This is a genomic window from Microbacterium sp. Soil_C_42 (assembly GCF_057656735.1).
The window spans coordinates 293,911-305,551 of sequence record NZ_JBDGJU010000001.1 but is presented as its reverse complement, the minus strand read 5'-3'; the positions used below and the strand labels follow the sequence as shown (position 1 = coordinate 305,551).

Here is an 11,641-nt window from a genome sequence, read left to right as displayed (position 1 = left end):
GGACGGACGGCGGTGGGATGCTGCGCGCTCAGGCCGCGTGGACGCTCACGATGCTCGACACGGGGAGCGTCCGTTCGATGTCGGCGGCGCGGTCGCGGCCGCGCAGGCGTCCGCCGCCGAGGCCGGCCGCCTCGAGGGTGAAGGAGCGCTCGGAGCCGTCGGGCATGCGCACGACCACCACGATCTCGGCGCGGGCGCGTACCGCCTGCTCGAGCTCGCGTTCGAGCCACCCGGAATCGCCCTGGGTGCCGTGCCCGCCGCGGAGCGTGGCGATGAGGCGCGCGTACGTCTCCTGCGCAGTCCCGGCCGGCGTGGATGCGGTCGCCGTGGTGCGCCGGTGGATCGACTCGGGAACCCCGCGCGCGTCGAGGGCGACGACGGGGTAACGGGCATCGGCGAGGGTCCAGTAGACGGCGTCGCGCGCGACGCGGGACGAGAGCGCGTCGTCGCCCTCGAGCACGAGCAGCCCGAGGGGCCGCAGCGCCTGGTCGACGGAGATTGCGTCGAGCAGGCCCGCGTCGGGGCTCTCGACGCGGGTGCGCCCGGTGTCGCCGTCGGCGCGCACGCGCACCAGGCCGTGCCGGCTGGCCGTGCTCTCGATGAGGTAGGCCAGCGGCTGCGGGATGCCGGTGAGCGACAGGCCCGCGAGGAAGTCGCGCATCGACTCGGCCGTCTCGCCCTCGGTCATGCCGGCGCCGATCGACTCCGCGGTGAAGCGATACGTCGATGCCTGTGCTCGCGACTCCCGCAGGGCGATCGACCGCAAGCGCAGATCGAGGGCGGGCGCGAGGGGACCCGGCGCGATCGCGGTGAGGTCGGCCTGCAGGTAGACCCGGTCGATCTCGGTGGGGAGGTACGGCGCCATGGTGGCGGCATCCGCCCGCTCGCCCGCCCGAAGGGCAGCCGTCCAGGGGAACTCGGCAGGGGAGCCGTCCGAGGGGAACAGCCCCCAGCGCACGCCGATGCGGTGCAGTCGCTCCGCCCGGGCGGGCCACTCGGGGTCGAGCGGGTACATGCCGGGCCACGCGTCCGGTGTCAGGAAGCCGTGCGATGAGGTGCGCAGCCCCCGAGGAAGACTGGTGCGGAAGCCCTCGGCGATCGCCTCCCAGCGATCCGCGGTCGCGGCCTTCAGCCAGCGCTCGCCGGCTTCGGTGACGGTCCACTCGCGTTCATACGCCGTCGCAAGGCCGGAAGCCGCCGCGGAGGCGAGCAGATCTTCGAGGTCGTCGGCGAACTCGAGGGCACCCGCATCCAACAGCCGTCGCCGGTCCACGGCGCTCACCGGTCCCGCGCCGGTGCGCGCGAGCGGTGTATGCGAGCACAGGAGGAGGACGTCGGCGAGCGAGCCCGCGGTGGTGAACGCGCGCTCGGCGGCGGCGGCCGCAACGCGCGCGTCGGCGGGGTCCGGGGCGATGGGCGCCGGCGTCGGCGTGAAGGCGTGCGGTGCGGCTGCGGCTGCGGCCGCCACGCGTTCCGAGACGGCGGCGTAGACAGAGCCGTCGGCGTCGGTGAGGGCGAGCCGCGCGGGTTCGCCGTCGACGCCCGCTTCGCCCTGGTCGAGGGCGAGAAGGTCGTGGCGGTCGAGGCGGCTCAGCGCACGGTCGACGGATGCGGGGTCGAGGAGGCCCTCGGCGGCATCGAAGAAGTCGTGCCAGGCCGCCTGCGGCGAGACCCCGCGCGCGGCGAGCGTCGCGGCGAGCGCGGCGTCACCGAGCTCGGCGAGCCGCGTCGCGAGGGCGCGCGCGTCGGAGGCCAACCCGGTCAGCCCCCTCGATTCGCCCGGGCCCTCCGCACGAAGCTCATGATGAGGACTGCGAGCAGCAGCGCGAACGCGACGATGGGGGCGATGTACACCAGCACGCCGACGATCGGCCAGATGCCTGTACTCATGTCGGCCCCGGAGGCCGACGCGATCATGATCGCGAAGAAGCTCACGATCGAGAGCACGAGCAGGCCCAGCGACATGAAGGCCAGGACGCGGTCGATGCGGCGGACGGGGACGTCGCCGGAGGGGTTCGTGCTCATCCGCACCAGCCTACTCGCTGACGCCCGCGCCGCGGTGCGACGGGACGCCTCCGAGATCGCTGGGGATGGATGCTTCGCCGTGGGGTTTCGGCGGACGTCATGCCGTTAGGCTGGGAGGCGGGGTTGTACGACCCCGCTTTCGTCATGCTCTCTCTCGCCCGCGACGTGTCGCGGGCGCCGATCCAGCGAGGTCTCGATGCCCACCGGCAAGGTCAGGTTCTACGACGAGGAGAAGGGGTTCGGCTTCATCTCCTCCGAAGACGGTCAGGACGTCTTCCTGCACGCCACTGCCCTTCCGCCCGGCGCGCCCGCGCCCAAGGCGGGGACCCGCCTCGAGTACGGCATCGCCGACGGCAAGCGCGGCCCGCAGGCACTGTCGGTGCGCGTCCTCGAGGCTCCGGTGAGCCTCGCCAAGCGCTCCCGCAAGCCCGCCGACGACATGGCGATCATCATCGAGGACCTCGTGAAGCTGCTGGACGGCATCGGCGGAGACCTCCGCCACGGCCGTTACCCGAGCGGCGCGCACGCCAAGAAGGTCGCCGCGGTCCTGCGCAAGGTCGCCGATGAACTCGACGCCTGATCCGGCCGACCCCGTCGTCGACGTCGTCCTCGACGCCGGCCCGGCTGCGGACGAAGCGGTGACGGATGCTGCACCCGCCGTCGCGGACGAAGCACCGGCCGTCGAGGTCGAGTCCGTCGAGGCTGACGTGGTCGAGGTCGAGTCTGCCGAGGCCGAGGCCATCGATGGTGCGCCGGCCGACGACGCTGCGGAGACCGCCGAGGCCGTCGAAGTGGTCGAGGCCGTCGAGCCCGTCGACCCCGACCCCCAGCTGCTGGCCGCCCACGACCTGGCGCTCGCCGCGCTCCGCGAGATCACGCCCGAGGCCACGATCGGCGACCCCGCGGGCTACCGCGCCGAGGCCGACGGCGTCGTGTCGCTGCGCTTCGCGAATCGCCTGGCGGGCTACCCCGGCTGGTTCTGGACCGTCAGCCTCGCACGCCTCGACGACGCCGATCCCACCGTGCTCGAAGTCGAGCTGCTCCCGGGCGACGGCGCGCTGCTCGCTCCGGACTGGGTGCCGTGGGCTGTGCGCCTCGCCGACTACCACGCCGCCCAGGCCGCTCTCGCGGAGGCCGCGCACGCGGACGGCGAAGACGACGACCGCGGCGAGCTCGAAGACGTCGACGACCTCGACGCGTCCGACTTCGACGAGGACGGCTCGCCCATCCTCCACGCCGGCGATGTCGACGGCGTCGACATCGACGAGCTCGCCGATGTCCCTGCCGAGGACGACGCGGACGAGGACGACGAGTCGGACGACGACTTCGACGACGACGACTCTGACGTCGATGGCTCGGCCGATGACGATTTCGACGACGACGAGTCGGACGACGACGACTTCGACGACGACGGGTTCGACGAGGACGATTCCGACGAGGACGATTCCGACGAGGACGACGAGGACTTCGACCCCGAAGGCGCCTGACCTCGTCTGGACTCGACGAAAGGCTGTAGTCCCCTCACCCGCAGCCGGGGCAAGCTGGGTGTTCCGGTGCGTGCGGCCAGGTCGTGCGTAGACTCACAGGCGCCGGGGAAGACCCATCCGATCCGCCGACGAAGAGGGGGCGCCGACCGATGACGGCACAGCGTCGGCAGCCGCGTTCGCGGCCCGAGACGCTCGCCCGCAGGCGCGACATCCTCGACGCCGCGGTCGAGATCTTCGGCAGCAAGGGGTTCGCGGGGGGCACGCTTCAGGAGATCGCCGACCAGGTGGGCATGACCCACGCGGGGATCCTGCATCACTTCGGCTCGAAGGACCAGCTGCTCATCGAAGTCCTCCGGCACCGCGACGAGACCGACGTGGCCGAACTGGAGGAGCAGCACATCCCCGACGGGATGCCCCTGTTCCGTCACCTCGTTCGCACGGCGTTCGTCAACGAGCATCGCGCGGGGATCGTCCAGGCGTACGCGGTGCTCTCGGCCGAGTCTGTCACCGACGACCACCCGGGCCGCGACTTCTTCGAGAAGCGCTACCGGACGCTGCGGTCGGAGGTCGCCCACGCGTTCGAGGTCGTGTGCGCCGAGCGCGGAATCACAGCCCCCGACACCATCGCCGACGCGTCGACGAGCATCCTCGCCGTCATGGACGGCCTGCAGGTGCAGTGGCTGCTCGACCCGACCGCGGTCGAGCTCGCGCGCGCGTCGGAGTTCGCCATCGAGGCGATCGTGTCGGCCGTGCTGTCGCCGATCCCGTCACCGCTTGCGGACGGGGCCGACGAACAGGCTCAGCCCAGTCGCTCGACCGTGTAGTCGATGCAGCGGATGAGCTGACGCACGTCGTCCGGATCGATCGACACGAACGTCGCGATGCGCAGCTGGTTGCGTCCGAGCTTGCGGTACGGCTCGGTGTCGACGATGCCGTTGGCGCGGAGGCTCTTCGCCACGGCCGCAGCATCCACCGACTCGTCGAAGTCGATCGTCACGACCACGGGGGAGCGGTCGGCCGCGTCGGCGACGAAGGGCGTCGCGAAATCGGATGCCTCGGCCCAGTCGTAGAGTGCCTGCGACGACTCGCGCGTGCGGGAGTCGGCCCACTGGAGGCCGCCCGAGGAGAGGATCCAGTCGAGCTGCTTGTCGAGGAGGAACAGCGTCGCGAGCGCGGGGGTGTTGAGGGTCTGGTTGAGTCGCGAGTTGTCGAGCGCGTTCTTCAGGCTCAGGAACTCGGGGATGTAGCGGCCTGACGCCGCGATGCGCTCGATCCGCTCGATCGCGGCCGGCGACACCAGGGCGAACCACAGGCCGCCGTCAGAGCCGAGGTTCTTCTGGGGGGCGAAGTAGTAGACGTCGGCCTGGTGCACCGAGAAGTCGATGCCGCCCGCCGCGCTGGTCGCGTCGATGACGGTGAGCGCGCCCTCGTCGCCGTTCACCCGCGTGATCGAGGTCGACACGCCGGTTGAGGTCTCGTTGTGCGGCCACGCGTACACATCGATGCCGTCGACGGCCTCGGCGACGGTGCTCGTGCCCGCGTCCACCGTGCGGACGTCGGGAGCGTCGAGCCAGGGGGTCTTCGCGGCAGCGGCGAACTTGCCGCCGAACTCGCCGAACACGAGGTTCTGGCTGCGCTTCTCGATGAGGCCGAAGGCCGCGGCATCCCAGAACGCCGTCGACCCCCCGTTACCGAGGATGACCTCATACCCCTGCGGCAGGCGGAACAGCTGGCTCAGCTCGGCGCGCACCTGGCCGACGAGCTCCTTGACCGGAGCCTGGCGGTGCGAGGTGCCCAGGAGCGCCGATCCGGGGCCCGCGAGCGCCTCGATGTGCGCGGGCGCGATCTTCGACGGGCCGCAGCCGAATCGTCCGTCGGTGGGCAGGATCTCACGGGGCAGGAGGACGTGTGCCATGCGTCGATTCTAGAGAGGCCCGCAGCGCCGCCCCGCCCGCGTGACACCTCGTGACGCTCCGGCTTGCTCACGTCGCAGCATCCGTCCTCCTCTTCGACAGGTCAACCGGGCATGGGCAGGATGCGATCCGAGGATCGGCTCGTGCAGAGCCCCGGTTGACCTGTCGAGCCTCCTCCACAGGGGAGGGGATGGATGCTGCGCACGAGAGTTGTTCTGATCGTGCCCAGTACGGCGGTGTGGGGCGTGGCGGAGCCGTGAGCATGCGGGGATGGCGGATCTCATGGTTGAGCTGCACGCACGTGGCGGCGTCGCGCTCAGAGCGGCGCTCATGAAGGCAGGGGTCAGCGGCTACACGATCGAGCGCGCGATGGCCGCGGGCCTCGTGACCAGGCCGCGGCGGGGATGGGTGGCAGTTCCGGACGCTGATCCCCACCTCATGGCGGCGGCGCGGGCGGGCGTGGTGCTCACGTGCATCACGCGGGCGAAGCGCTTAGGGCTGTGGGTCCTCGCCGAGGACGGCCCGCACATCGGTGCCCCACCGAGCGCGTCGAGGCTGAAGCTGCAGAACCAGAAGGCGACCGTGCACTGGGCTCGGCCGGTCGAGCCGCGCGCGCCGGGAACGCTGGAGGACAGCATCCTGAACACGCTGCTCATTGTCGCGCGGTGTCAGCCGCATGAGAGCGCGCTCGCCGTGTGGGAGTCCGCGCTCGATCTGCGGCTGGTCGAGAGGGCAGAACTCGCCCGCCTTCCGCTGGGAGTCGCCGCGCGTCGCGTGCTGGCAGAGGCGACCCCGTTCGCGGACTCGGGGCTGGAGACGATCTTCCGCACACGATTGCGGTGGCTGCAGATTCCGGTACGCGCGCAGATCTGGCTCCATGGGCATCGGGCGGACTTCCTCATCGGCGATCGGCTGGTGGTGCAGATCGACGGCGGACACCACGTCGGGATGCAGCGCGCCGAGGATGTCGCGCACGATGCCGCTCTCATGCTGCTCGGCTACCGCGTGATTCGGGTGACGTACGTGCAGGTGATCGAGCGCTGGCACGAGGTGCAGGACCTCATCATGCGGGCTGTGGCCCAGGGACTGCATCGCGCCCATTGATGTCGCGCGCCGCGGGCGAGGTCTCCTCCGTCTTCCCTTCCACAGGTCAACCGGGTCTTTGCAGGGCCATTCAGTGCCGGATGGTCCTGTGAAAGCCTGGTTGACCTGTGGGGGCCTGGCACGCCACGGGCGCGGGGACGGGCGCGGGCGCGGGGACGGGCGCGGGCGCGGGGATGGGCGCGGGCGCGGCGGGAGCGGAGACGCACGCGGGCGCGGGGGCCGTGGCAGGCGTGGGTCGAGGTGTGGCGGCAGGCGGAGGCAGGCCCCGGCGTCGGGAGCAGAGGATAGGCTGTCCTCAGCCCCTTGACAACACTGAGGACACCGCGATGACCGATCTGATCGACACCACTGAGATGTACCTGCGCACGATCCTCGAGCTCGAGGAGGAGAACATCGTGCCGCTGCGGGCTCGCATCTCGGAGCGCCTCGGGCACTCGGGCCCGACGGTGTCGCAGACGATCGGCCGGATGGAGCGCGACGGACTCGTCGTCGTCTCGGAGGACCGCACTCTCGAGCTCACCGACGCCGGCCGGCAGAAGGCCGTCGACGTCATGCGCAAGCACCGGCTCGCCGAGCGCCTGCTGTCCGATGTCATCGGCCTGGACTGGGCCTACGTGCACGAAGAGGCCTGCCGGTGGGAGCACGTGATGAGCGAACAGGTCGAGCGTCGCCTCGTCGAGCTGCTGGGCCACCCGACCGAGTCCCCGTACGGCAACCCGATCCCCGGTCTCGACCAGCTCGGCGACGTGCCGACCAACGGCTTCGAGCAGGGCGTCGTGGGTCTCGTGCGTCGCCTCAACGACGCCGGCGAGCCCATCACCGGCACCGTCCGCCGGCTCGCCGAGCCCGCGCAGGTCGACCCCGAGCTGCTGCAGCAGCTGAAGGGCGCCGGCGTCGTTCCGGGCGCCGTCGGCGACTACCGCTACAACGAGGGCTACGTGCTCGTGCAGATGCAGGGCAGCGACGAGGGCCTGGAGCTCCCGGTCGAGATCGCCTCGCACATCTTCCTCGTCGACGACGTCCGCTGAGGTGGGCGCATTCCACGGAATGCCGGCAGTCCTGACCGCGTTTCGGAGCCTGTAACGCTGCGCGCCGACGCCGGATGCCGTATTCCACGGGCGTCGACGATGCACTGTGCGGAGATTGCCAGGCGCGGAGCGTGACATAACCGTGACCTTCGGGTAGCCTCGAAAAGTCCAACAGGCGAGAAGCCCGCCGTCCGGACCCCGCGTGGATTGCCTCAACGGCTCGTCGTCCACATGTGGTGAAGCCCGCACATCGTGCCCCGACACCGAGTGCTGACGAGCCAGGCGCCCTGGCGCAGAGGCGCCGGAGGACAAGTTTGGCTGAAGAGATCGAGTCGCACGCGAACGTGCCCGAGCACGCCGCGGCGGACCAGAACCGTCGTGCGCGCATTCGGAAGAACCCGGTGCGACGATCCCGCGCCGTCGCGCCTGCGAAGCCGACCGTGACCCCGGCGGCAGCCCGCCCCGCCGCGTCGTCGAAGAAGGGGCGAGTGGTCAAGCCGCTGCGCAGCCTCGTCGTGCTGACGATGGTGGGCGGTCTCGTCGCCACGGTGGCGATCCCGGCGTTCGCCGCCGGGGCTACCGCCGTGACCGAGGATTCCAAGACGATCCAGCAGATGGCCGTCGACAACGCGCAGACGTTCGTCGCGGCCTCCGACGCGAACGCCAGTGAGCTGTCGCGCGAGAGCTACGCGGCCACCACTGCGGAAGAGATCGAGAAGAAGAAGGCCGAAGAAGCCGCCGCGGAGCGTGCGCGCCAGGTCGCGGCCGCTGCCGCATCGGCGGCGAAGTCGCGCGGCACGGTTCCGCAGAACATCGCCCTGACCTCGCCCGGAACCGGCGAGGTGCGCTGGCCCCTCCTCAACTTCACCAAGGGCCGCGGCCTCTGGGACTCCGGCTACCACCAGGGCGTCGACCTGCTCACCTCGTGCGGGACGCCGATCTATGCGGCCGCGGCGGGCGTGGTCAAGGTCTCGCAGGAGAGCTACGGCGGCTACGGCGTCGGCATCTCGATCGACCACGTGCTCGGCGGCCAGCAGGTCAACACGCTCTACGGCCACATGACGTACGGCAGCCGCCAGGTGTCGGTCGGCCAGACCGTCTCGGCGGGCCAGCTCATCGGCCTCGTCGGCAGCACCGGCAGCTCGACCGCGTGCCACGTGCACTTCGAGGTCCACATCAACGGCTCGGTCGTCGATCCGTGGGCATGGCTGCAGGCCAACGCAGGCTGATCACAGACCTTCTGCAATCACATCAGAGAACGGATGCCTCGAGCCGAGGCATCCGTTCTCTTCTTCGTTACCCGACACGCCATCAGCCGTTCAGTCGCCGCGCGCCCCGGGCGTGTCGCGGTGGGTTACCCTGGGACTCGACGCTGAGAGAGCGGAGGGAGCCGATGGGCTGCACACCACGCATCCGAACCATGGATGCGCTTGGACGCCTCGTCCTTCGGCATTGCACGAGCGGATGCCGCGGCATTGCCGTGGCGCCAGGGCGCTGTCTGTAAGACAGCGCCTTTTTTCATGCCCCTGCGCCCTTGATCGTCGCGCAAGTCGAATAACCGAGAAGCCGTCCCGGCCATTCGAGAGGATGATCAATGCGCACTCTGGTGCTGAATGCGGGCTACGAGCCCCTCGCGGTCGTGTCGTTCAAGCGGGCCCTCGTGCTCGTGATGAACGAGAAGGCCACCGTGGTGGAACACACCGAGACCGATCCGGTGTGGGGCACCCGACGATCGTACGAACGCCCGGCGGTGATCATCCTCACCCGCTACGTGCGGGTGCCGGGCGGTCGCCACGTGCCGGTGACCCGCCGGGGGGTGCTCCGTCGCGACAATCACCACTGCGCGTATTGCGGGAAGGCGGCGTCGACGATCGACCACGTGCTGCCGCGCTCGCGCGGCGGCGCCGATTCGTGGGAGAACCTCGTCGCGTGCTGCCTGCGCTGCAACAACATCAAGAGCGATCGCACTCCGCAGGAGATGCACTGGGAGCTGCGGTTCACGCCGCGCCCGCCCCGGGGCGCGCAGTGGACCGTCCGCGGCACCGAGCGCACCGACCCGCGGTGGGAGCCGTACCTCGCCCTCGCGGCGTGATCGCCCACCGCGTCAGGAGAGCGTGAGCCCCGCGACTTCGAGGGCGAGCAGCGTCGCGGTCACGAATGCGAGCCCGGTGTAGACGAGGTCTTCGAACCAGTCGAACAGCCCGGGTCTGCGTGCGGGCATCATCTTCGGGTTGTAGTAGAAGATCGACACCAGGATCACGAGCACGGAGAAGACGAGCCCGATCCAGGCGGCGAAGGGCACGCCGGCGAAGAGCAGCACGATCACGATGGCGGAGAGCACGTACAGCCACAGCCCCTGGACGAAGGCCCGCATCGAGTCATACGGAGATGTGCCCGCTTTGGCGATCGCCCGCCAGAACTCGTAGATCAGCGACAGCGCGAATGACACGATCAGCAGCCACGCCGACACCGACTCGAGCAGGCTGGGGTGAACGGCACCGTCCATGGGGCTGGGCTCCTCCTCGCAGGACTCGTGGAGCGAGCCTACGGTCGGCCTCACGCTAGCGGGCCGGAGGCGCGACGGGAAGACGCGTCCGTCGATGCTGGGGCGTCAGCCGCCGTCGAGGATGCGCAGCCAGCGGGTGAGGATCGGCTCGAGGGCCGCAGCATCCGTCGTCCCGAGCTCGTCGAGGATGCGGCGCTCGTTGGCGAGGTGGGCGGCGATGGCGCGATCGATGAGGTCCTGCCCCTCGGGCGTGAGCCGCACCAGGCGTTTGCGGGCATCGGATGCCTCGGTCCGCCGCTCGACGAGCCCTCGGGCTTCGAGGCGGTCGACGCGCTTGGTGAGGCCGCCCGTGGTGACGAGGGTGTGGTCGGCGAGCTCGCCGGCGGCGCGCTCGAACGGCGCACCGGCGCGGCGGAGCGTGGCCAGCACGTCGAACTCGCCCTCGCTGAGTCCGAACCCCCCGTATACCGCGCCGAGGCGTTCCGTGAGCTCGAGCGCGACGAGGTGCAGGCGCCCGATCACGCCCTGCGGCGACGGGTCGAGATCGGGACGCTCGCGGCGCCACTCCCGCTGGATCTCACCGACGCGGTCGAGCGGTTCGTGCGGGGAGGGATCGTCGGCGGCCATGCGGCCTATCTTATCTTCCCGGTAAGATAAAGTATCTTCCATGGAAGATAAACGATGGATGTGGATCCTCGTGACCGCGATCGCCCCGGTCGCGTGGGGGAGTGGGTACATCGTCACGCACAGCCTGCTGCCGGCGGAGTCGCCGCTGTGGGGAGGTGTGCTGCGGGCGCTTCCGGCCGGGCTCATCGTGCTGCTCCTCGCACGCCGGCTTCCGCGCGGATCGTGGTGGTGGCGCTCGCTCGTGCTCGGCACCTTGAATGTCGGCGGCTTCTTCGTGCTCGTGTACGTCGCCGGACAGCGGCTGCCGTCGAGTCTGGCCGCGACGCTGATGTCGGCGTCCGCCGCGTGCATGCTGCTGTTCGCGTGGCTGCTGCTGCGTCGCCGACCGCGACTCGCCGCCGTCGTGGGCGCGACCGTGGGGCTCGTCGGCGTGGCGGCGATGCTGGGCTTCGACGGGGAGGGCGCAGATCCCGGAGGCATCGCCGCGTCGCTCGGTGCGATGGTCGCCTCGTCGATCGGGTTCGTGCTCACGTCGCGATGGGGCTCCGACGTTCCCGCGCTGTCGATGACGGCGTGGCAGCTCGTCGCCGGCTCGATCGTGCTGCTGCCTGCCGCGCTCCTCGTCGAGGGCGCGCCGCCGACGCTCACCGTGCCGTCGGCGCTCGGCTTCGCGTACCTCACGCTCGTCGCGACCGCGCTCGCGTACGTCGCGTGGTTCGCGGGGCTTCGGCGCCTGTCTCCAGGCGTGGTCGGGGTGGTCGGCCTGCTCAATCCGGTCACGGGCGTCGTGCTGGGGGTGGCGGTCGCGGGGGAGGCGTTCGGGGTGCCGCAGGCGGCAGGGGTCGGCCTCGTGCTCGTCGGGATCGTGCTGGGCGCGGCACCTGCGCGGCGGGCGTCGCGTGTGGGTGCGACACGGCTGGCCTTGCAGTCTCGAACATAACTGTCGGAAGC

The 11,641-nt window shown here is 70.6% G+C and carries 13 protein-coding genes; 8 read left to right on the top strand and 5 right to left on the bottom strand.

Annotated features, from left to right (window positions below):
- Positions 1 to 28 precede the first annotated feature (28 nt).
- On the bottom strand, positions 29 to 1,756 hold the full coding sequence (locus AC3A46_RS01385; protein ID WP_487663455.1) for a helicase-associated domain-containing protein: 1,728 nt from the start codon (positions 1,754 to 1,756) through the stop codon (positions 29 to 31).
- A gap of 5 nt (positions 1,757 to 1,761) precedes the next feature.
- Entirely contained in the window at positions 1,762 to 2,025 is a 264-nt protein-coding gene (locus AC3A46_RS01380; protein WP_310243592.1) for a multidrug ABC transporter ATPase, read from the bottom strand.
- Positions 2,026 to 2,221: 196 nt separating this feature from the next.
- Between AC3A46_RS01380 and AC3A46_RS01375 the strand changes: the two genes are divergently transcribed.
- The 3 genes from AC3A46_RS01375 (at position 2,222) to AC3A46_RS01365 (ending at position 4,336) form a co-directional block, all read left to right on the top strand.
- On the top strand, positions 2,222 to 2,605 hold the full coding sequence (locus tag AC3A46_RS01375; RefSeq protein WP_487663454.1) for a cold-shock protein: 384 nt from the start codon (positions 2,222 to 2,224) through the stop codon (positions 2,603 to 2,605).
- Positions 2,589 to 3,512, top strand: a complete 924-nt coding sequence (locus AC3A46_RS01370) for a DUF3027 domain-containing protein (RefSeq protein WP_487663453.1) — start codon at positions 2,589 to 2,591, stop codon at positions 3,510 to 3,512. The genes AC3A46_RS01375 and AC3A46_RS01370 overlap by 17 nt, the downstream gene beginning before the upstream one ends.
- A gap of 149 nt (positions 3,513 to 3,661) precedes the next feature.
- Positions 3,662 to 4,336, top strand: coding sequence for a TetR/AcrR family transcriptional regulator (locus AC3A46_RS01365; RefSeq protein WP_487663452.1), 675 nt, complete (start codon positions 3,662 to 3,664; stop codon positions 4,334 to 4,336).
- Here AC3A46_RS01365 and serC read toward each other — a convergent pair.
- Positions 4,312 to 5,427 (bottom strand): phosphoserine transaminase, encoded by a 1,116-nt coding sequence (serC, locus tag AC3A46_RS01360; RefSeq protein ID WP_487663451.1) that lies wholly within the window; start codon positions 5,425 to 5,427, stop codon positions 4,312 to 4,314. The two genes, AC3A46_RS01365 and serC, sit on opposite strands and share 25 nt — an antisense overlap.
- 268 nt (positions 5,428 to 5,695) lie before the next feature.
- On the opposite strand from serC, the gene AC3A46_RS01355 reads away from it, so the two are divergent.
- The 4 genes from AC3A46_RS01355 to AC3A46_RS01340 all read left to right on the top strand — a co-directional run bounded on the left by AC3A46_RS01355 (position 5,696) and on the right by AC3A46_RS01340 (position 9,649).
- Positions 5,696 to 6,529, top strand: coding sequence for an endonuclease domain-containing protein (locus tag AC3A46_RS01355; RefSeq protein WP_487663450.1), 834 nt, complete (start codon positions 5,696 to 5,698; stop codon positions 6,527 to 6,529).
- Positions 6,530 to 6,855: 326 nt separating this feature from the next.
- A complete protein-coding gene (locus tag AC3A46_RS01350; RefSeq protein WP_056369572.1) occupies positions 6,856 to 7,557 on the top strand; it encodes an iron-dependent transcriptional repressor DtxR in 702 nt (233 codons plus the stop codon).
- Between the two features lie 314 nt (positions 7,558 to 7,871).
- Positions 7,872 to 8,786, top strand: a complete 915-nt coding sequence (locus tag AC3A46_RS01345; RefSeq protein ID WP_487663449.1) for a M23 family metallopeptidase — start codon at positions 7,872 to 7,874, stop codon at positions 8,784 to 8,786.
- 365 nt (positions 8,787 to 9,151) lie between these two features.
- Positions 9,152 to 9,649: an HNH endonuclease gene (locus AC3A46_RS01340; RefSeq protein WP_045298202.1), complete on the top strand. Its 498-nt coding sequence runs from the start codon at positions 9,152 to 9,154 to the stop codon at positions 9,647 to 9,649.
- A gap of 12 nt (positions 9,650 to 9,661) precedes the next feature.
- On the opposite strand, the gene AC3A46_RS01335 is transcribed toward AC3A46_RS01340, so the two are convergent.
- Together AC3A46_RS01335 and AC3A46_RS01330 are read right to left on the bottom strand one after the other, a co-directional pair.
- Positions 9,662 to 10,063 carry a hypothetical protein gene (locus AC3A46_RS01335; RefSeq protein ID WP_487663448.1) on the bottom strand — a complete coding sequence of 134 codons (402 nt, stop codon included), beginning with the start codon at positions 10,061 to 10,063 and terminating at the stop codon, positions 9,662 to 9,664.
- A 105-nt stretch (positions 10,064 to 10,168) separates the two neighbouring features.
- Positions 10,169 to 10,690, bottom strand: a complete 522-nt coding sequence (locus AC3A46_RS01330; RefSeq protein ID WP_487663447.1) for a MarR family winged helix-turn-helix transcriptional regulator — start codon at positions 10,688 to 10,690, stop codon at positions 10,169 to 10,171.
- 40 nt (positions 10,691 to 10,730) lie between these two features.
- On the opposite strand from AC3A46_RS01330, the gene AC3A46_RS01325 reads away from it, so the two are divergent.
- Positions 10,731 to 11,630, top strand: a complete 900-nt coding sequence (locus AC3A46_RS01325; RefSeq protein ID WP_487663446.1) for a DMT family transporter — start codon at positions 10,731 to 10,733, stop codon at positions 11,628 to 11,630.
- The last annotated feature ends 11 nt before the right edge of the window (positions 11,631 to 11,641 follow it).

What these genes read in the sequence shown, in the direction of transcription:
- serC (WP_487663451.1), bottom strand. Translation starts at nt 5,427, where the DNA reads ATGGCACACGTCCTCCTGCCCCGTGAGATCCTGCCCACCGACGGACGA.
- AC3A46_RS01340 (WP_045298202.1), top strand. Translation starts at nt 9,152, where the DNA reads ATGCGCACTCTGGTGCTGAATGCGGGCTACGAGCCCCTCGCGGTCGTG.
- AC3A46_RS01330 (WP_487663447.1), bottom strand. Translation starts at nt 10,690, where the DNA reads ATGGCCGCCGACGATCCCTCCCCGCACGAACCGCTCGACCGCGTCGGT.
- AC3A46_RS01380 (WP_310243592.1), bottom strand. Translation starts at nt 2,025, where the DNA reads ATGAGCACGAACCCCTCCGGCGACGTCCCCGTCCGCCGCATCGACCGC.
- AC3A46_RS01355 (WP_487663450.1), top strand. Translation starts at nt 5,696, where the DNA reads ATGGCGGATCTCATGGTTGAGCTGCACGCACGTGGCGGCGTCGCGCTC.
- AC3A46_RS01325 (WP_487663446.1), top strand. Translation starts at nt 10,731, where the DNA reads ATGGAAGATAAACGATGGATGTGGATCCTCGTGACCGCGATCGCCCCG.
- AC3A46_RS01335 (WP_487663448.1), bottom strand. Translation starts at nt 10,063, where the DNA reads ATGGACGGTGCCGTTCACCCCAGCCTGCTCGAGTCGGTGTCGGCGTGG.
- AC3A46_RS01350 (WP_056369572.1), top strand. Translation starts at nt 6,856, where the DNA reads ATGACCGATCTGATCGACACCACTGAGATGTACCTGCGCACGATCCTC.
- AC3A46_RS01365 (WP_487663452.1), top strand. Translation starts at nt 3,662, where the DNA reads ATGACGGCACAGCGTCGGCAGCCGCGTTCGCGGCCCGAGACGCTCGCC.
- AC3A46_RS01370 (WP_487663453.1), top strand. Translation starts at nt 2,589, where the DNA reads ATGAACTCGACGCCTGATCCGGCCGACCCCGTCGTCGACGTCGTCCTC.
- AC3A46_RS01375 (WP_487663454.1), top strand. Translation starts at nt 2,222, where the DNA reads ATGCCCACCGGCAAGGTCAGGTTCTACGACGAGGAGAAGGGGTTCGGC.